Origin of the sequence: Sphingomonas sp. FUKUSWIS1, from assembly GCF_000733135.1 — a bacterium.
GTDB classification, from domain to species: Bacteria; Pseudomonadota; Alphaproteobacteria; order Sphingomonadales; family Sphingomonadaceae; genus Sphingomonas; species Sphingomonas aerolata.
In genome coordinates, this window is record NZ_JPJC01000249.1 from 1 (window position 1) to 20,389 (window position 20,389).

Consider the following 20,389-nt stretch of genomic DNA (forward strand, 5'->3'; position numbering starts at 1 on the left):
TCGAGCATCAGCCGCACGGTCTCGACATTGGTCAGCGCCATCACCTTGACCGCCTGCCCCTCGCGCCCGGGCCAGTTCCAGTGTGGCATCAGATCGAGCAGCGGCACGTCGTCGACCCACTGCGCGCGGTGCAGATAGAAGGCCATCTTCGGAAAGCCGCACAGGTCCATGATCCCGAAATAGCTGCCCGCGGACGGCCATTCGAACGGGGTTGGCTCACCGTGATAGTCGAAGCCGGTCCACACGAACGTCCCCGCGACGAACGGCCGCTCGGCGACCGATTTCCAGCCCTCGCGGTGGGTACTGCCCCAGTCAGCCGGTTCCTCGTCATAGGACGCCATCACGTGTGCGGCGCGGTCGGTCTCCCACGCCCCGCGTGTCATGAAACTGCTGGTGTCCTCCGAACTCGTCAGCGGCAGCATCGGGTTGGCGGCGTGGAACCGGTCATACTGGTCGCGCTGATAGTTGAAGCCGACCACGTCGACCGCCTGGCTGACATTGACCGGGGCGAACATCCCGCTGTTCATCGCCGCCGTCACCGGGCGGCTGTCGTCGAGCCCCTTCACCGCGACCGACATGCGGCGGACCATCTCGTAACCGGCGGGCGTCCCCTGCATCGGCTCCTCGTTGAACACCGACCACATGAACACGCTCGGCCGGTTGCGATCGCGGCGGACCAGCCATTCGAGCTGGTCAATGTAATCGGGGCTGGTGTTGAAGTTGCGGTTCTCGCTCATCACTAGGAAGCCGAGCCGGTCGCACGCGTCGAGCACCTCGGTCGCGATCGCGCTGTGCGCGAAGCGGATCGCGTTGCATCCCAGCTCTTTCAGACGCCGCAACCGCCAGTCCCACAGCGCATCGGGCACCGCGACGCCGACACCGGCATGATCCTGGTGGTTGCACGTACCCTTGATCTTGAGCGGACGGTCGTTGAGATGGAAGCCCGTCGCGGCGTCGAAGCGCAGCGTGCGAAACCCGATCCGCAACGTGCGTTCGTCGACGGCCTTGCCGCCGCGCATTAGTCGCGTCCGCAGCGTGTAGAGCGTCGGCGTGTCGATCGACCATAGCCGCGGCGCGGGGACCGGGATGGACAGCGTCGCGCTGCCCGGCTTCAGCGACGGCAGACGCGCCGCGGCGGTCTGCGTCGCGATCGTGCGGCCGTCGGGATCGATCAGCGAGACCTCGATGCTCGCCTCGGCCGGGATCTTGCCGATATTGCCGAGCGTCGCGGTGACGGGGACGCTCCAACTGCCATCGGCGGCGCGGCGCGGGTCGGCGTGGATGCCGTCGGTCGCGATGTAGGTCGCATCGCGTTTCGCCAGCCAAACATGGCGGTACAAACCGGCGCCCTCGTACCACCAGCCCTCCATCGTCTGCGCATCGACCCGCACGACGATGCTGTTCAGATCATCGCCATACCGCGCCAGATCCGTGATATCGATATAGACGGAGTTATAGCCGCTCCAGTTGTGCGCGACGATCGATCCATTGAGCCAGATCGTCGCATTCGTCGCGATCCCCCCGAACTGCAACTCCAGATACCGCCCCCGGTCCGCGAGATCGAGCCGCAGCGCGCGCCGGTACCAGCCGAAGCCGCGCCGGCGATAGCCTTGCGAGACATTGGCGCTTTCCTCGAACGGCATCGTCGATGCCCAGTCATGCGGCAGGTCGACCTCGGGCCAATCCGAATCGTCATATTGCATCGCCGCCGCACCCTGCGCCTGCCCCGCCTTGGCGCTGTTGTAGGACCAGCCATGGCCGCGGATCTCCGGCATCGGGATATCGCCGAGGTGAAAGCGCCAGCTGCGATCGAGCAGCAGCCGGCTGGGATCCTCGACTGGCGCGCGCAGCGGCAGGTCGTCGCGGGTCGCCGGCATCGGCAATGCGCCGATCGCTGGCGCTTGCGCCGGTGCAGCCTGAGCGACACCGTCCGCGGCCAGCGCCATGCCGATCGCGGTGCCGCTTCCCAGGAAATGCCGCCGGTTCAGCCGACCCGTCTCGTGCGCATCTGTCATCTCTGGCTTCCTATCCATCGCTGCCGGGCGAGCCCCGTTCGTCACACCGTCAATGTTGGCATTCGCTTCAGTCGGACACTGGTGGGGGCCCTACTAAGCGCATTGCAACCCCCACGTCGCCGATCGCGGTGCTACGCTACAGGTCCAGGTCGGGACATCGCACGGGACCGCACGTGAAGCCCGGGAGCCTTTCGAGACCCCCGGGCTTCGGCCGGTCAGTAGTTCACGCGGAGCGTCGCGCCGAAGCGGCGATCGACGACCGAATAGTCGCGCGGCCGGCTGTCCAACCCGAAGAACGTCTCACGCCGGGTGTTGAGCAGGTTCGTAGCATCCACCGACGCGGTGATGTTGGGCGTGACGTCGTAGCTGATCGAGGCGTCGAGCTGGCCGAACGCCCGGTCGTAGATCGGCAGATTGCCCGTCCCGCTGGCTGACGTGGTGCGGACGTAATCGTCGCGCCAGTTATACGCGACACGCGCCGACAGGCCGTATTTCTCGTATATGCCGACGAGATTGTAGCTGTTCTTCGACAACCCTTCGAGCGGCACCGAGATCGGCGCGCCGGGGATTGCACCGGCGCTCGGATTGGGCGCCTTGGAATCTACATAGGTGTAGTTGGCCTGCACCCCGAAGCCCGACAGCGGCCCCGGCAGGAAATCGAAGAACTGCTGATAGCCGACTTCGAACCCCTTGATCTTGCCGTTCGCGCCGTTGACCGGCCGGTTGATCTGATATTGCGTGCCGTCGATCACCACCGGATCGTCCACGCGGGCGATGAAGCCGTTGACCGCCTTGTAGAATGCGGCCGCGTAGACCGAGCTCGTCTTGTTGAAATACCATTCGAACGAGACGTCGAGCTGATCGGCGCGCAGCGGCTTCAGATCGGGATTGCCCGACGAGCCCCGCCGGCTGACGGGATCGAACGTCAGGACCGAGTTCAGCAGGTTGTAATCCGGTCGCGTCAGGCCCTTCGACGCGGCCAGGCGCAGCTGCAACGTCTCGGTGATCGGGAAGCGGATGTTCAGGCTCGGCAGCACCGAGGTGTAGCTGTTAGTCTGGTCGATCGGAATCGTCGGACCGCCCGACGGCGTCTGGAAGCCGGCGACATTGGTCTTGGTATTCACGATGCGCACACCGAGATTGCCGTCGAACGGCAGGATGGTCTCGGACTTGAACCGCGCGACCCAATAGCCGCCGATCGTCTGTTCCGAGACGTCGTTACGACCAGTCGGCAGATATTCCGGAACGGCGACCTGCCCGTTGGGATAATAGGAGGCGAAGGTCTGGCGCACCGCGTTCAGATCGCCGCGGATCACGTCGAACGGCGGGATCAGGAAGCTGCCGAGCCCAGCCGCATCGCCGCGGAAGAAGTTCTTCACCGGCACGGGATTGTAATAGCCGGGGATCGCCGAGAGCGGCGTACGCGGCACGCGTGGCGTATCGAACAAGTCGACATAGCCGAACACCGGATTTTCGACGACCGCGTTCAGCTTGGTGTACCGCACACCCGCCTTGATCGACGTGAAGAAGCCGCCATCCGTCTCATATTCGACGTCCTGCCGTACCGACCATTGGTCGTTGTGGCTGCGGCTGCTGGAATCGAGGATGTAGAGATAGGAAAAGTTCGCCGGATCGGTGAGGAAGCTGGGCGACCCTGCCCCGGTCACGCCGATCACGGGCAGTTTGCCGGTAATGTCGACGCTGAGCGTGTTGGGCTGGTCGCTGCCAACGCCGAGCGCGAAGAACTCCGTCTTCGTGCGGCTGTCGACATAGCTGACATCCGTTGTCAGCGTGAGCTGGCTCGTCGGATTGAACTTGAGCCCGCCCGAATAGGATGCGGTCTTCGAGCGGCGATCGCTGCGATAGGTATTGCCCTCGACGAACACGTTCTGGAACGTGCCGCTCTGGAACTCGCCATTCTCGTCGAACGTGAAGCTGCTCGCCGGCCCCGGCGTGATCGGCGCACCGCCGCGGCCGAACGGGTAGACGAGATAGCCGACCTGGTTGAACTTGTAGTTGGCATAGTCGAACTGGCCATAGACTTCGAGATTGTCGGCAGGCTTCCACTGGACGGCCGCGGAAATGCCGATGCGGCGGCGATCACCGACATTGTTGAACTGGCCGACGCCGTTGGGCACGATCACCGCGTCGGCGGCATCAGCCGTGCTGCCATTGCCGGTCCGATCGACGATGCCGGTGCGCAATTGATAAGGCTCGATCGACAAGGCATCGGTGCGATAGGCGCCGCGCTGGAGCGATCCGTTGAGCAGGAAGCCGATCTCGCCCAGACCGGTCTGGTAGGTGTCGGTGATCAGACCCGAGAACGAGGTCTTGGTCTTGTCCGCTAGATCGTGATGCGTGACACGCGCGCTGCCACTGATCGTCGGCTTCGAGAAGTCGAACGGCATCCGCGTGCGCAGGTTGACCGTGCCACCCAGACCGCCCTCGATCACGTCGGCGGCGGGGTTCTTGTAGACGTCGATCCCGGCGAGCAGTTCGGAGGGAATATCCTCAAGGCTGATCGTGCGGCCGTCGCCCGCGGTGAAATAGTCGCGACCGTTCAGCTCGGTACGGACCTGGGTCAGGCCGCGGATCGCGATCCGGCTGCCCTCGCCCTGGTTGCGCTCGATCTGGATGCCGCTGATCCGCTGCAGCGCCTCGGACACATTGTTGTCGGGCAGCTTGCCAATGTCTTCTGCGACGATCGAATCGATGATCTGGCTGGCGTTGCGCTTGCGCGCCTGTGCGCTGCGCAAGCTGGCGCGGACGCCGGTAACCACGATGTCCGCATCCGCATCCGCATCCGCATTCGCAACGTCGCCGCTCGGTGCGACGGTACCCGCCTGCGCGCCCTGATCGATCGGTGACGGGGCGACCTCTTCGGCCGTGCCGGGGACGATAGCGGGCGCCTGCTGGGCGCTTGCGGCTACCGTGAATGCCGAGACAATCGCGAGGGCAGATGCCCCGCTTGCCAGAGCCTTGAGCACACAAGCCGAACGGAATTTTACGCGGTTCAAACACCATCTCCCCAGGATACCGAACGGACCACCGCTCGAAATTTGTGCCGCATTTTGAGCCATGAAGCGCTCTGCGGTCGAAGTGTGGTATCGGTATCAACGGACGAATTGTCTGACAAGTCATATTTTTGGCAGAGAATTCGGTTGATCTGTAGCGCGGACCTGCAATTATACGACAAATTTGCCGCGTTGGCGAAGTTTGCGGTACCATAACGGGCACAGACCCGCGGAGAGGATTTCAATGCATATCGCCCCAGCCCGTGTCGTCACGCAGCCGTCCGACGATTCCCGAAGCACGGTATCGCCGAGCTGGTCGCGCCTGATCGCGCGATTTGCCGTTGGGGTTTCGCTGGCGACGATTGCGACGAGCGGGTTCGCAGCGCCGATCGCGACGGTCGATCGCAACGGCAGCCTGGTTTCGATCGAGGCCTATGCCCCCAACATCGTCCGAGTGACGATCGCGACCGACCGCGGGCAGGTCGACGCCCCCCCGGGCGACGGTCCCAACGCCAAGCCCAATGCCGCAGGCTGGACGCACCGCAACGACGGAGGCGCCGATATCTTCACGTCCGCCGCGCTGTCGCTTTCGGTCGATGCCAAGCCCTGGCCCAAGGCCCCCACGCAGATGGAGCGCTATTTCGCGCCATCGCTGCCGCCGGTGTCGGTGACGATCCGCAAGCCCGACGGCACGATGCTGACGCAGATGACCGGGTGGGAGATGGGGCCGCATACCGTCAACGGCGAAAAGACGTTCCGCGTCGGTGCAAGCTTCGCCTCCCCCGCCGACGAGCATTATTACGGGCTGGGCCAGAACCAGGAAGGCAAGCTCGACCTGCGCGGCCGGACGATCGACTGCCGCCACAATTACGATGCGCCCGCGGGCGAGACGGTCTGCGTGCCGTTCATGGTCACCAACAAGGGCTATGGCATCGTCTGGGACAATCCATCCTCGACCGTCGTATCCCCCGGCCTGCACAGTGCGACGCACTGGCAGTCGGAAGTCGGCGAGCGCGTCTCTTTCTTCGTCATCACCGGCGCGACCACCGACGAGATCTACGCCGGCTACGCCACGCTGACCGGGACGACCCCGCTGCCGCCAAAGGCCGCGTTCGGGCTTATCCAAAGCAAGGCGCGGTACGAGACGGAGAAGGAACTGCTCGGCATCGCTGACGGGTATCGCAGCCGTGGCCTGCCGCTCGACATCATGGTGCTCGACTGGTTCTACTGGTCGCGCATGGGTCAGCTCGACATCGACCGCACCTATTTCCCCGACCCCAAGGGCATGAACGACAAGCTCAAGGCGATGGGGATGCATTCGATCATTAGCGTGTGGCCGCGGTTCGAAAAGGAATCGCGCTACTTTAATCTGCTGTCGAGCAAGTCCTGGCTGCTGAAGGACAAGGATGGCAACGCCGTCGACGGACTGCCGATCCGGTCCGATCGTGCAGGCGCCTTGCTCGACAGCACCAACCCCGATGCGCGCAACTGGTTCTGGGAGCGAATCCGCGACAATATCGCCAGCCAGGGCTTCGACTGGTTCTGGCTCGACGAGACCGAGCCCGATCTGGTGCCCGACGGCAGCTTCTATTCGATCGGCTCGGGCGACCGTTATCACAACGTCTTCCCGCTGCTCCACACGATGAGCGTCGCGGACGGGTCGGCACGGGATCGCCCCACGATGCGCAACCTGATCCTGTCGCGCGCCGCCTATCTGGGCGCCCAGCGCAATGGCGGGCTGTTCTGGTCGTCGGACATCAAGTCGACCTGGGAGGCGCTGCACCGGCAGGTGCCCGCCGGGCTCGGCTTCACCGCGAGCGGCATGGCCTATTGGGGCAGCGACATCGGCGGCTGGCAGTGGCCGAACGGGCCCAAGGCGACCCGTCCGGTGCTGCTCGATCCGGCGGGCGCGACCGCGATGGCGCCCGACTATGCGGATTATCCCGAGCTGTTCACGCGCTGGTTCGCCTATAGCGTGTTCACGCCGACCTTGCGGATCCACGGCCAGCGCCCCGCCACTGCGCTCTGGGAATATGGCACAGCGGCCGAGCCCGTTCTCGCGAACTTCCTGAAGCTGCGCTATTCGCTGATGCCCTATATCTATTCGCTCGGGCGCCACACCTATGAGAGCAATGCGCCGATGATGCGCGCGCTGTTCATGGATTTCCCGAACGATCCCAACGTCGCCGACATGGGCGATGAGTATATGTTCGGCCCCGCCTTCCTGGTTGCCCCCGTCACCGAACAGGGCAAAACCAGCCGCCAGGTCTATCTGCCAGCCGGGGCGGACTGGTATGATTACTGGACCAACCAGCGCTTTACCGGTGGGCAGACCGTCACCGCGAACGCAGCGATCGACAGGATCCCGCTGTTCGTGCGCGCCGGGTCGATCATCCCGATGGGCGTCCAGGTCCCGAGCACCGCGACGGCGCAGTCGCTTGAGGCCATTCGCGTCTATCCCGGCGCGGATGCCAGTTTCGCGCTCTACGACGACGATGGCGTGACCAATGACTATCGGACCAAGGGCGGACGCAAAGCGACCCTCCGCTGGGACGACAAGAGCCGGCGCCTGACCGCGTCGGGCAAGCTGCCGACCGGGCAGGACGCCGGGTCCCTGGTCCAGATCGTGGCACCGAAGTGATCGGTAGCCGCGTCGCCGCACGGCTCCTGACCGGGTTACCGACGGCAGCGCACGCGCGCTTTGACGGCGTGCCCGTCAGATCCGTCGCAACCCCGTGAGCAGCGACCTCAGCCGTCGGTCGGTGCTCGCCGGTATAGCTGCACTCGGACCCGCAACCCATGCGCTCGCGCAGAGCCCGATGGGGCTGGCGCGGGGCCCGGTGCAGCCGACGTGGCAGTCGCTGGTCGATCACTATCGCTACCCCGAGTGGTTTCGTGATGCCAAGCTTGGCCTGTGGTCGCATTGGGGCCCGCAATCGGTACCCGAGCAAGGCGACTGGTATGGGCGCTTCATGTACCTGCAGGGCCATCCAGCGTACGAACATCACCTCAAGACCTATGGCCATCCGACCCGATCGGGGATGATGGAGGTGATGAACCGCTGGACCGCAGCGCGCTGGGATCCAGACGCGCTGATCGCCCGCTATGCCAAGGCGGGGGCGAAATATTTCGTCTCGCTCGCCAATCATCACGACAATCTCGACTGCTACGACAGTCGCTATCACGCCTGGAATTCGCTGCGCGTCGGGCCGAAGCGCGACGTCGTCGGCATCTGGGAGAAGGCCGCGCGCAAGGCCGGGCTGAAGTTCGGCGTCTCGAACCATGCGGCGCATAGCTGGCACTGGTATCAGACCGCCTATGGCTATGATCCGATCGGGCCGCGCAAGGGACAGCGTTACGACGCGTTCACGCTCCGGGCCGCCGATGGCCACGGCACCTGGTGGGACGGGCTCGATCCGCAACAGCTCTATACGGGCGCGCACGCGGTCCTGCCGAACGGCATCGACACGATAGCCGCGATGAACGCCTGGCACGATGCGCATGACGGCCAGTGGATCGAGACCCCGCCGCCGAACGACCCGTCCTATGCCGCGAAATGGCTGCTGCGGCAGACCGACCTGATCGACAAGTACAAGCCGGACTTCTGCTATTTCGACGATTACGAGCTGCCGTTCGGCCCGATCGGGCTCCAGGCGGCGGCGGACTACTATAATCGGTCGATCGCCTGGCACGGCAAGATCGATGTCGTGCTGACCGCCAAGCAGTTGAAGCCCTATGCCCGGTTTGGCCTGGTGCAGGACGTCGAACGCGGCTTCACCGACCATCTGTGGGACGAGCCGTGGCAGACCGATACATGTATCGGCGACTGGTTCTACAATGTCGCGCGCCTGAACGACAAAAGCTACAAGACCGCCGAGCAGGTCATCCAGCGGCTTGCCGACGTGGTGTCCAAGAACGGCAATCTGCTGCTCTCGATCCCGCAGCCCGGCGACGGCTCGATCGACGGCGAGGAGGAAAAGATCCTCGACGGGATGAGCCGCTGGATCGCGATCAACGACGAGGCGATTTTCGGCTCGCGCCCATGGCGGATCTACGGCGAAGGCCCGACCAAGCTGCAGACGGGCATGCAGAACGAGCAGTCGTCGGGGGTGTTCACGCCGCGCGACGTGCGCTTCACCACGAACAAGGGCGCGCTCTATGCGCTGTTCCTCGGCTGGCCACGCGGCGACGTGACGATCGAGGCGCTCGCACGCCACCGCTTCGCCGACGGCGTCGTCGAGCGCGTAACGTTGCTCGGCGGCGACCGCATAGCGCACCGCCGCGACCCGCACGGCCTGCATTTCGCAATGCCCGCCGACCGCGGCGACGGCTTCGTTCCGGTCGTGAAAATTGAGGGCCGCGGCCTGATCTAGGGCGTCGGGTTTCTCGGTGCTCGGCCATTGCTCCCCCTCGAGCGGGCGTTCGAAGGTAGAATACGCGGTCGCCACCAGCTTCGCAGCCAGTTATATCCGGAGAAACCTGGGTAGCGCAGCGCCAAACTTATTGGCGGGGCGGGATGAAAGGATGACGAGGGGTGAGCAATCTGGACTGGGCGCGCCCGCTTGCCGAGCGTGCGCGGGTGGACTCAGCAACGTTCGAAGCCGAAATCCTCAACCGTGGTGAACCGGTAGTCCTGCGTGCTCAAGTCTCCACCTGGCCGTCGGTTGCGGCAGCAAGCGGCGGTGCCCGGAGCGCAGCGCAATACATGGAGAAGTTCGACGGTGGTGTCCCCGTTCAGGTGATGGCGGGGCGGCCGGAGATACAAGGCCGCTTCTTCTACGACGATGCCGTCCAGGGCTTCAACTTCAACCGTCAGATGGTTCCGTTGCAGTTGCTGCTGTCGGAATTGCTTCGGTTTGAAAACGATCCCGCGGCGCCCGTCCTCTATGCTGGGTCTGCGCCGACAGGACAGCTCCTGCCCGGCTGGAGCGAGGCAAACCCGCTCGACCTGACGCTGCCTGGCGCGAAGGCGCGGGTGTGGATCGGCAACGCGACGCGGATTTCGACGCATTACGACGGATCGGCGAACCTGGCGTGCGTCGTCGCGGGCCGTCGCCGCTTCCTCCTGTTCCCACCCGAGCAGCTCGAGAATCTCTATGTTGGGCCGCTCGATCATACGATGGCGGGGCAGCCGGCGAGCATGGTCGACCCCGATCAACCCGACCTGGAACGCTACCCGCGCTTTGCCGAGGCGATGCGCCATGCGCTGGTCGCGGACCTTGGGCCCGGCGACGCGATCTTCATTCCGGCACTGTGGTGGCATAATGTGCGCTCGTACGAGCCGCTCAACATATTGGTTAATTATTGGGCCGAAGGGCACGAGGCGACGAGCCCGTTTACCGCGATGATCCATGCGCTGATGGCGGTACGCGACCTACCGCCGCGCGAACGCGCGGTATGGCGGAAATGGTTCGATCACTATGCGTTCGACGACGCGGCCGAACGGGTGGCCGATCACCTGCCCGAGGCAGCACGCGGCGTGCTCGGGGCGGCGTCGCCATCGCGGACGGATCGCATCAAGCAGTATCTCCTCCACGCACTAGGCGCGCGATAAGCCTTCCCGGCGTCACCGCTGCCGGCCGGACGTCAGGCCGCAGTGCGACCGATCTGGTCAAGGAACTGCTGGTGCGAGGGCATACGGTCGACCGCCAGCCGCATCGCATTTGCGATGTGCGTCATGCGCTTGTCGAGTTCGCCTTCGGGCAGCAGATCGGCGAGCGGATGGTAGCGCCTTGGAACAAGCCCCTGCCCGTGCATGACCGCGAGCCAGCTCGTCTCGCTGAACAGTTCATTGTCGTGGCGATATAGCCGGCCATTCTCGCGAAATATCGCGATGCGCTCTTCGAGCGACGTGGGCAACGCCATGCTCCGGCAGTACCGCCACAGCGGCGAATCATCGCGGGTCGTGGTGGCATAATGCAGGATGATGAAGTCGCGCACCTGCTCATATTCGACGCGCGTGCGGCGATTATAATAGTCGATGTCGTGCTGGTTAAAGCGACGATCCGGAAAGTTGGTCAGCAGGCGCGCAATGGCTGACTGGATCAGGTGGATCGATGTCGATTCGAGCGGTTCGAGAAAGCCGCTCGCGAGACCGAGCGCCACGACGTTGCGGTCCCAGGCCTTGTGCCGGACGCCGGCCTTGAACTTCAGGAAGTTGGGCTCCGACAGAGGATCACCGTCGAGCGCGGCGTTGAGCCCAGCGAGCGCTGCATCATCGCTCAGGTGATCGGAACAGTACACGTAGCCGTTGCCGGTGCGGGACTGGAGCGGGATGCGCCATTGCCAGCCGGCCGCCTTGGCGGTGGCCCGGGTGTACGGAAGCGGGTCGGTGGTCCGGCGGCAGGCGCGCGCCACCGCGCGATCGCAGGGCAGCCAATGGCTCCAATCCTCGAAGCCGGCGCCAAGCGCTTCGCTGATCAGGAGGCCGCGAAAGCCCGAACAGTCGATGAACAGGTCGCCCGCAACGCGGCTGCCGTCCTCCAGTGTCACCGCCTGGACATGACCATTGCTGCTGTCGAGGGCGACATCGACGATACGCCCTTCGGTGCGCCGCACGCCACCGGCCTCGGCCCGCTCGCGCAGGTAGCGGGCGTAGAGCGATGCGTCGAACTGGAACGCGTAACTGATCGTCCCGAGCGGCGAGCCGGCGCGGCTGTGGTCGGGACGCTGAAAGCGCTGGGCCCGCGCGGCGTCGGCGCCGATGCTGAATCGATCGAGTTCGAGGGCCCCGCCGAGCTGAGCTTGACGCAGCCAGAAATGATGGAAGTGCAAACCCTCCATTTCCTGACCATAGGTGCCGAACGGATGAAAATAGCGGTCGCCGATGCGACCCCAATCGACGAACTCGATCCCCAGCTTGAACGTCGCGGCCGTGCGGCGGACGAAATCGTCCTCGTCGATCCCGAGCAGCCGATTGAAATATTGCAGGTGCGGGATGGTCGCTTCGCCGACGCCGACCGTGCCGATCGCCTCCGATTCGATCAGCTCGATCTCGACCGCGTGGCCCAGGACGCGGGACAGGGCTGCAGCCGCCATCCAGCCGGCGGTGCCGCCACCGACCACCACGATCCTGCGAATGGCAAGTTCGTCCATCGCTCAGCCCTCCGTCGCGGCGCAGTAGGACGCGATGAAGCTCGCATGTGTCGGCATGCGGGATGCAGCGTCCTTCATCGCCGACGCCATGGATTGCAGGCTATTCGCCACGTCGCGCGCGGGCAACGCCGCGACGATCGGATCGCACCGTTCAGGCATGATCCCCTGGCCCAGCATCACCGCCACCCAGCTCGGGCGGGCAAAAAGCTCGTCATCATAGCGGAAGATGCGCCCCGTTTCGCGGAACAGCTCCATCTTGTGCCGGAGGCTGTCCGGCACGCTCATGCTCCGGCAATAGCGCCAGAACGGCGTATCGTCCCTGTTCGTCGCGACATAGTGCAGCACGATAAAGTCTCGTACCTGCTCGAATTTCTTCTGCATGTAGCGGTTATATTCTACTCGGAGTATATCGGGCATATCCCCGTTGGGAAACAGCGAGATGAAGCGGCTGATTCCTTCCTGGATCAGATACAGCGACGTCGACTCAAGCGGCTCCAGAAAACCAGCCGCGAGCCCGATAGCGATACAATTGCCGCGCCAGAACTGCCGCCGATGCCCCGCCTTGAAACGGATCGCGCGGGGTTCCGCAAGAAGCGCGCCCTCGACCCCCTTGCGCAGGACCCGCTCCGCTTCGTCATCGTCCATGAAGCTGCGGCTGTAGATGTGGCCATTGCCCACGCGGCGTTGCGTCGGAATCCGCCACTGCCAACCGGCGGGGCGCGCCGTGGACCGGGTATAGGGCGGGGGCGGTCCGACATGCGCGCTTGGCACCGCCAGCGCGCTGTCGCACGGCAGCCAGGCGCTCCAGTCGACGAAATCGATGTCCAACGTCTGCCCGGTCAGCAGCGCGCGAAATCCCGTGCAGTCGAAGAAGAAGTCGCCCTTGACCTGCGCACCCGAGTCCATCGTCACGGCGGCGATGCCGTCGCCCTGCGCGGTCCGGTGAACCGCGTTCACCACGCCCTCGATGCGCTTGACGCCCCGCTTCTCGGCATACCGCCTCAGATATCGTGCGTAGAGCGTCGCATCGAAGTGATAGGCATAGCGAAGATGCGAGAACACCGATCGCGGGTTCGGGTCGGGCAGGGCGAAGCGACCCGCGCCGGCGGCGACCGCGGAGAGGCTGTAGTCCTCGATTGGTGCAGTGCCGCCATCCCTGTTCAAGCGCAGCCAGTATTGGTGGAAGTCGATCCCCTCCATGTCGACACCGTGCTGACCAAAGGGATGAATGTAGCGGTCGCCCTTGTGACCCCAGTCGACAAACTCGATCCCGAGTTTGAACGTCGCCTCGGTCGCACGCATGAACTCGGCTTCGCTGATGCCGAGCATCTGGTTGAAGACCAGCATGTCCGGAATGGTAGCTTCTCCGACCCCAACGGTGCCGATCGCGTCGGACTCGATGACCGTGATGGACACGTCCTTGCTATCGACAAGGCTGGAAAGCGCGGCGGCGGTCATCCAGCCGGCCGAGCCGCCGCCGACGATGACGATGGATCCTAGGGGGGCCTGCGTCATTTTCGTGGATCCTGGCGGAGATAGCGTTCCAGTTGCGTCATGTAGACGTGGTTCGACGGCAACGCGGCGGCGGCAGTCGCGACCTGCTGTGCCGCATCGTCGAGATAGCGGCGGACCCGCTTGGCATCGGCGCGGTCCGCCAGACGATCATGGCGTCGCGGACGTCGGCCGATACCGAAGTGCATGATCAGCCAGTCCTCGGGATGAAAGGGCTCGAGATCGTAGGAGACGAGCAACCCGCGTTCGGCGAACATCGCGAGCTTGTGCTCGAGCTCCGCGTCCGGCGTGTCGCGGGCCGCGCGCCAGAAATCGCTGTCCGGCAAGGCGGACGTTTCGAGAAGCGCGCGGGTGAAGCGCATCGCATGATCGTGATCCTCGCCATGCCTGCGGTTATACTCGCGTTCCTCGACGGTCATCGACGCAGTCGAAACGGGGATCAGCGTCATCAACCGCTCGATGTCGCGTTCGAGCAGCATCATGGGCGCCGGCGTGAGGGGCTCGACGATGCCGGCCGCGTGCCCGATACCGACACAGTTCCCCGCCCAGGCCCGACGGCGCCGCCCGAGCGTCGCAGACGCGCTCAGCCCGCCTCTCGCGTTGCACGACGCAGTTGCATCGGAGACCGTCAGCGATCGCGTCGACCCACGCAGCGGGGTCTGTGCCGCCCAGCCCTGGTCGTGAAACGAAACGCTGCGAACCGGCGGGCCAAGCCGGGCCTCGGCCACGTCGTCTGCGGAGATCTGCAGCGCGCGCCCGCCCAGCCACGCGGGATCGAGCCGAGATAGAAGTTCGGCCGACGGTCCGCTGCAATCGAGATACAGGTCGGCCGTCACCATGTCGGCACCATCGAGCGCGATGCCGGTGATCGCTCCGTCGCCCACCGCGACCCGGGTCAGCGCCCCCTTCAGATGGTGGATGCGGCCGGGCGGTACGGCGGCGGCGAAACACCGGGCGTGGCTTGCCGGGTCGAAATGGTAGCCATATTCCGCACGCGCCAGCGGCTGCTGACCGGCAGCACCAGGTGATCGCGGGGGATGCGCAAACGTGCCCCGACTTCCCGCGACTGCACCGAGCAGGAACGGGTCGAGCCGCGTCATGCCCTGCTGTACCATATACTGGTGCATCAGGACGCCGTCGATCACCGGCAGCGCCAGGTTGAAGCACTGGATCCAGGATCGCCCGCCTTCAGCCCAGTGCACATATTTGCTACCCCAGGAGAAAGCGGCGGAACTGCCGAGTACGAGAGCGGGCTCGGTGACACCGGCCGCCAGGTTGAACGCATAGCTGCCTGGACCGGACACTGTGCCGTAGAAGAGGTCGGCGCACCGGTGATCGCTATCGATCTCTGCAAACGTGATCCGCACCGTGTCCGGCAGCTGGCGCGCAAGCATCGCCACCGTCATCCAGGCGGCAAGCCCTCCACCGCAGACCACGATGTGCCTGATGTCGTTACCCGGCGTAAATGCAACAGGTGCCCCCGGTGCGCCAATCAAGCCCCGGCAACGGCGAGACGCGCCGCTCCTCCGCTTTCCCGGATAAAGGCGGTATGATCGGGTGTCCGCCGTACCGCAGCATCGACCTTCGCGCGCACGTCCGTTGCTCTGGCCGTCAGAGCATCGACGCTCATGTTCTCGACGCGCGGATCATGCCGGTCGGGAACGAGATTCTGACCCAGGAACACCGCGACCCAGCTCGGCGACAGGAAAAGGCCGAACTCGTATTGGATCAGGTGACCGCGGCTACGCCAGGCCTCGATCCGCTCGGACAGGCTGTCGGGAAGGCGAAGATTGCGGAAATGGCGCCACATCTCGGAGTCGTCGCGTTGCGTTGCGACGTAATGCAGCAGCAGGAAGTCGCGGATGCGCTCATAGTGAAGGCCTATGCGGCGGTTATATTCCGCGATGTCGCGCGCCGCGAATCCCTTGTCCGGGAAGACCGCGAGAAGTTCGGTGATGCCATCCTGGATCAGGTTGATCGACGTCGACTCGAGCGGCTCGAGGAAGCCGCCTGCTAGCCCGATCGCCACGACGTTCTTCTTCCAGAACTCGCGCCGCCGCCCCGTCGTGAACGACAGCCGGCGCGGCTCTGCCTGCATCGGTGCGTCGAGCCCGGCAACGAGCTGATCATGTGCCTCGTCATCGGAAATGAAGCTGCTGCAATAGACATGGCCGTTGCCGACACGGTGTTGCAGCGGGATCCGCCACTGCCACCCCGCGGTGCGCGCGGTCGCCCGGGTGAACGGGCGCAGCGCACCATTGCTTTCCGTCGGGACCGCGATCGCCCGATTGCACGGCAGCCATTCGCTCCAATCGTCATAGCCGCTTTGCAGGGCGGTCTCGATCAGCAGTCCTCGAAACCCCGAGCAGTCGATGAACAGGTCGGCGGATAGCGTCGTGCCGTTCGTCAGCACGACATTGCGCACAAAGCCGGTTTCACCGTCCTGTACGACCCTGACCACCCTCCCCTCGGTGCGCGACACCCCCCTTTTCTCGGCAAAGCCTCGGAGAAATCGCGCATAGAGCCCCGCGTCGAACTGATAGGCATAACCAAAGGTCGACTCGACGGCGTCCAGGTCACCAGAGGGCCGTCGAAAGCGGCCCTGCTCCGCGGCGATGACCGGGTAACTATATTCGTCGATCCGGCTCCGGTCTCCCGATTGGCGCAACTTCAGCCAGTATTGATAGAAGGGCACGTCGTTGGTCGTCGGCCCGAAATCACCGAACGGGTGGATATATCGATCGCCGCGGCGGCCCCAGTCGCAAAACTCGATCCCCAGCTTGTAGGTGGCCTCCGTCGCCCGCATCATTTCGGCTTCGTCGATGCCGAGCGCGAGGTTGAATGCACGAATATGCGGCAGCGTCGCTTCGCCGACGCCCACGGTGCCGATCTCGTCCGACTCGACCAAGGTGATCGCTGTCGGGAGCCCCGCCAGCTTGGCGGCCAAGGCGGCCGCGGCCATCCATCCTGCGGTGCCGCCCCCGACAATGCAGATGCTGCTAATGTCAGACTGTTCTGCCACGAACGCCCACCACGTATCTTGCGGGTGCACCACAATATGGCATCGCCGCTGCCCCTCCTGTTCCCCGCGCCTATTGGCGCCTTACGCCTGATTAAAGCCTGAGCGCGGGAAGGCAAGCGCGGTCGCGAACGTCGGCAAGTGATTAAAAGACAAGCATTCTGTCGCAATATTCAGCTCTTGATTGTCGCAGAAAGCGGACGTAGCATTACTCTTACATTTGACGACTGGTCGTGATGACGAGCTCAAAAGCTTAAATCACTCAGAAGCTGGCGCAGGTGAGGAGGAAGCCCGGGACAAACCGGACAAAGAGGGGATGCTGTGATGCAAAATTCGGTTTTTCCGGCGTTATCAAGCTCGACCAAGCGCTTTCTGCTTTCGACTTCGGCGCTCTCGATAGCGTTGATCGGGTCACCAGCCATGGCCCAGACGGTTTCGTCACCGGCAAACGAGCAGACCTCGCCGCCGAAATCCGGTTTGCCGGATACCGACCCGGCGACCGCGCCTCAGACGACCGAGCTCGACGAGACGACGACCGAGGACATCGTCGTAAGGGGCATCCGCGCCGCACTCGAAAGCGCGAAGGACATCAAGCGCAACGCCGACACGGTCGTCGACTCGATCACAGCCTCCGACATCGCCACCTTGCCCGATCTGTCGGTGGCAGAGGCGCTCGGGCGCGTCCCGGGCGTGACGATCTCGCGGTTCGCGACCGGCGGCGCGTCGCCCGATTTCCCCTCGCCCGAAGGCCAGGGCAACCTGATCCGCGGCCTGGGCTTTGTCCGCTCCGAATTTAACGGCCGCGACGCGTTCAGCGCCAATGGCGGGCGCGTGCTCGATTTCTCGAGTATTCCGCCGGAGCTCATCGGCGCAGTCGATGTCTACAAGAACCAGACGGCCGATCTCATCGAGGGCGGCATCAGCGGCACGATCAACCTGCGCACACTAGAGCCGTTCGATCGCCAGAAGCCGTTTCTCGCGATCTCGGCGGACAATACCTACACCGATCTTCGCAAGAAATCGTCGCCGTCGGGCAGCATCACGGGCGGCAGCAGATGGAAGACGGGGATCGGTGAATTTGGCGTGGTAGCGTCGGTTTCACGGTCAAAGCTGAGTTCGCGTATCAACGGCTGGCAGCAGAATTCGCCGTTTCCACGCGTGCTCGACGCAACCGGCAATGTTCCGCAGACAAGCCTGACCGGCGCGGCGAAGCTGTCCGAGTTCACGGGCGTGGATCCGTCACGCATCCTTGGTACGACGCCGGGATTTCAGTTGCGTACGAACGATGTCGATCGTGATCGTCGAAGCTATTACGGCGCGCTGCAGTGGAAGAATGACACGCTGCAACTCACGGCCAAGTATATCCGGGTCGAGGAGGACACGGACAGCATCGAGCGGACGTTCGAGTGGTTCCCCGAGCACGATACGGGCACGACGGCAGGGATCAGCAATCTCAAGGTCAAGCCGGGCTTCGGGTCCGACGGTGTCGCGATGTGCAGCGGCGCGGGCGGCTTTCCCTCGAACCCGGGCGACTGCGAGACGCTGATCCCGATCCGCGGCGGTCTGATGGAATCGGGCTTCGTCACCAACCGGATCGATGCCTGGACGGGCGCGGTGGGATCGCCGGTCGGATCGCTCGGCATCGGCAGGACGGAAGAGAGCAAGACCGAGGATTTCAGCCTCAATCTGCGGTGGCAGCCGACCGAACGCCTGCTGGTGACGGTCGACGGGCAATATACCAAGGCAAGCGCACGGCAGCGTCAGATCTGGGGCGGCTTCAACACCTATCTCGACTGGCAGATTGCGCCCGATCTCGATAACCCGCGGATCGCCTTTTCGGTCAACCCGGCCCATCGCTTCAATCCGGGCAATACGCGCTTCAGCGGTGACAGCGATGCCAATCCGCTCGCATCGCCGACATCCGCCGGCGATCTGAACGGCGCGACCTGGCAATTCGCGGCCGACCAGTTCCAGGTCGGCAAGGGCGATCTCTACGCCTTCCGTGCCGATACCGCGTACGACGTGTCGGGGAGTGACGGACTTGCCGGCTGGTTCGACAGCGTCAAATTCGGCGGTCGCTACTCCGAGCGGAGCCAGACGAACTCGGAAATGGCGCTGAACTGGGGTGCCATCTCGCCTGCATGGGATGGCCGCGGCGGTTACGGCGTGGTCGGCACCTTTCAGGAACCGACCAAGGCTGCAGAAGCCATCAGCTTCGCCAACTTCTTCCGGGGCGGCGTGGTCGAAGGTCCGAACCAGACCTTCGTCTTTGCGAACTCCGCACTTCTCAACGACTATTCCGCATTCCGCAAATATCTGAACGCAGAGCCGCAGCTGGCAAACGGCAATTACAACTGGGTGCCCAGGGGTACGGACGACGGCAGCAAATTCGGGGTCCCCATATTCCGCCCCGAGGACACGTCCAACATCACGGAGCAGACGGCGAACGCGTACGCTCGCCTTGATCTCAAGCACGAGTTCGACAACGGCATGTCGATCGCCGCAAACTTCGGCGTCCGATACGTCCGCACCAAATTGCGATCGACCGGGTTCCAGGCGTTCCGGCCGTTCGTGGCCGATGCCCAGACACCCGCGTTTGCGGACACCGATGGCGATGGTGTCCTGGAGCGGACCAGAACCGATGATGCGGAGAGCCGCGACGATCCCGCGGACTTCCTGCCCCAGTCGATCGCGTACGGGGCTCAGGCGGCCGTACCGATCAGCTTCAAGCAGACCAACGAGAACTGGCTTCCGTCCTTCAACCTGCGCTGGAATGTCGACTCGCAGCAACTCGTGCGGTTCGCGTACAGCAAGGGGCTGAGCCGGCCGAACGTACAGGATCTGCGTGCGTCGCAGGAATATGTCGTGACCACGAACCGCGTGAACTTCCCGCCGATCACCGATGAGAATGACCCGTTGTTCGGCATCGATCGTGGTGCCCAGAACATCACGGCAGGCGACATCCGCGTGAATCGCGGAAACCCGCTGCTGCGACCGACCACGGCCGACAGCTTCGATCTCTCGATCGAGCGCTATTTCCGCGGGGGATATTTCTCCGTCGCCGGATTCTACAAAAGCTTGTCGAATATCGTCACGAATGGCGATCTGGCGTTGGGAACGACGACGCTTGACGGGCAGACGGTCAATATTATCTACAATGGCCAGGTGAATCAGGCCAAAGCGAAGGTCAAAGGCATCGAGGTCAGCTACCAGCAGTTCTTCGACAAATTGCCGGGCGTGCTGAGCCATCTCGGCTTCCAGGGAAACTATACCTATATCGACTCGTCGACGACACCGCCTGCGAACGGCGTCGACAGTGATGGCGACGGGAATGTCGATGACCAGACGACCTTTTTCCGGTTCGGCGTCGATGATCTTCTTGGACAATCCGATCACATCCTCAACGTGGTCGGAATTTATCAGGACTCCGCGCTCGAGATGCGTCTGGCGTATAACTGGCGCTCGAAATATCTCACGACCTACCGCGACTATGTGACGGGCAACCCCGTCTACAACTCGGCGGCCGGGTTCCTTGACGCTTCGGTTCGATACAGGATCGGCCCCCTGACGCTGCGCACGTCAGTCGCCAACATCCTCGACACGAAGAGCAAGGCGCGCGTTCAAATCGACCAGAGCGGACAATTGTATGATCGGTTCAGTTTCCTGAACGATCGGCGAATCGTCTTCGGCATCCTGTTGCAGTATTGAAGCTATGCGATCGGGACGGTCGAAAC

The 20,389-nt window shown here is 64.0% G+C and carries 10 protein-coding genes; 4 read left to right on the plus strand and 6 right to left on the minus strand.

Annotated elements, in window-relative coordinates; genetic code table 11:
- Both sphsw_RS15420 and sphsw_RS15425 read right to left on the minus strand, forming a co-directional pair.
- Positions 1 to 2,015 (minus strand): glycoside hydrolase family 2 TIM barrel-domain containing protein (locus sphsw_RS15420; RefSeq protein WP_052380972.1); only part of this gene is annotated, 2,015 nt, incomplete at its 3' end.
- A 215-nt stretch (positions 2,016 to 2,230) separates the two neighbouring features.
- Positions 2,231 to 5,032: a TonB-dependent receptor gene (locus sphsw_RS15425; RefSeq protein WP_200874051.1), complete on the minus strand. Its 2,802-nt coding sequence runs from the start codon at positions 5,030 to 5,032 to the stop codon at positions 2,231 to 2,233.
- 241 nt (positions 5,033 to 5,273) lie between these two features.
- Here sphsw_RS15425 and sphsw_RS15430 point away from each other — a divergent pair, with 241 nt between their 5' ends.
- The 3 genes from sphsw_RS15430 (at position 5,274) to sphsw_RS15440 (ending at position 10,583) form a co-directional block, all read left to right on the plus strand.
- Positions 5,274 to 7,670: a glycoside hydrolase family 31 protein gene (locus sphsw_RS15430; protein ID WP_081874374.1), complete on the plus strand. Its 2,397-nt coding sequence runs from the start codon at positions 5,274 to 5,276 to the stop codon at positions 7,668 to 7,670.
- A 94-nt stretch (positions 7,671 to 7,764) separates the two neighbouring features.
- Positions 7,765 to 9,402, plus strand: coding sequence for an alpha-L-fucosidase (locus sphsw_RS15435; protein ID WP_031441393.1), 1,638 nt, complete (start codon positions 7,765 to 7,767; stop codon positions 9,400 to 9,402).
- Between the two features lie 161 nt (positions 9,403 to 9,563).
- Positions 9,564 to 10,583, plus strand: a complete 1,020-nt coding sequence (locus tag sphsw_RS15440) for a cupin-like domain-containing protein (protein ID WP_037527568.1) — start codon at positions 9,564 to 9,566, stop codon at positions 10,581 to 10,583.
- A gap of 32 nt (positions 10,584 to 10,615) precedes the next feature.
- On the opposite strand, the gene sphsw_RS15445 is transcribed toward sphsw_RS15440, so the two are convergent.
- The 4 genes from sphsw_RS15445 to sphsw_RS15460 are packed head-to-tail and all read right to left on the minus strand — an operon-like array spanning position 10,616 to position 16,691.
- A complete protein-coding gene (locus sphsw_RS15445) occupies positions 10,616 to 12,124 on the minus strand; it encodes a tryptophan halogenase family protein (RefSeq protein ID WP_031441395.1) in 1,509 nt (502 codons plus the stop codon).
- A 3-nt stretch (positions 12,125 to 12,127) separates the two neighbouring features.
- A complete protein-coding gene (locus sphsw_RS15450) occupies positions 12,128 to 13,639 on the minus strand; it encodes a tryptophan halogenase family protein (protein WP_031441396.1) in 1,512 nt (503 codons plus the stop codon).
- Positions 13,636 to 15,072: a tryptophan 7-halogenase gene (locus sphsw_RS15455; protein WP_031441397.1), complete on the minus strand. Its 1,437-nt coding sequence runs from the start codon at positions 15,070 to 15,072 to the stop codon at positions 13,636 to 13,638. The genes sphsw_RS15450 and sphsw_RS15455 overlap by 4 nt, the downstream gene beginning before the upstream one ends.
- Positions 15,073 to 15,128: 56 nt before the next feature.
- The gene (locus sphsw_RS15460) at positions 15,129 to 16,691 is read right to left on the minus strand and encodes a tryptophan halogenase family protein (RefSeq protein ID WP_327195653.1); all 1,563 of its coding nucleotides are present in this window, start codon (positions 16,689 to 16,691) and stop codon (positions 15,129 to 15,131) included.
- Between the two features lie 384 nt (positions 16,692 to 17,075).
- Here sphsw_RS15460 and sphsw_RS15465 point away from each other — a divergent pair, with 384 nt between their 5' ends.
- Positions 17,076 to 20,363 (plus strand): TonB-dependent receptor, encoded by a 3,288-nt coding sequence (locus sphsw_RS15465; RefSeq protein ID WP_052380975.1) that lies wholly within the window; start codon positions 17,076 to 17,078, stop codon positions 20,361 to 20,363.
- The last annotated feature ends 26 nt before the right edge of the window (positions 20,364 to 20,389 follow it).

What these genes read in the sequence shown, in the direction of transcription:
- sphsw_RS15430 (WP_081874374.1), top strand. Translation starts at nt 5,274, where the DNA reads ATGCATATCGCCCCAGCCCGTGTCGTCACGCAGCCGTCCGACGATTCC.
- sphsw_RS15465 (WP_052380975.1), top strand. Translation starts at nt 17,076, where the DNA reads ATGGCCCAGACGGTTTCGTCACCGGCAAACGAGCAGACCTCGCCGCCG.
- sphsw_RS15450 (WP_031441396.1), bottom strand. Translation starts at nt 13,639, where the DNA reads ATGACGCAGGCCCCCCTAGGATCCATCGTCATCGTCGGCGGCGGCTCG.
- sphsw_RS15445 (WP_031441395.1), bottom strand. Translation starts at nt 12,124, where the DNA reads ATGGACGAACTTGCCATTCGCAGGATCGTGGTGGTCGGTGGCGGCACC.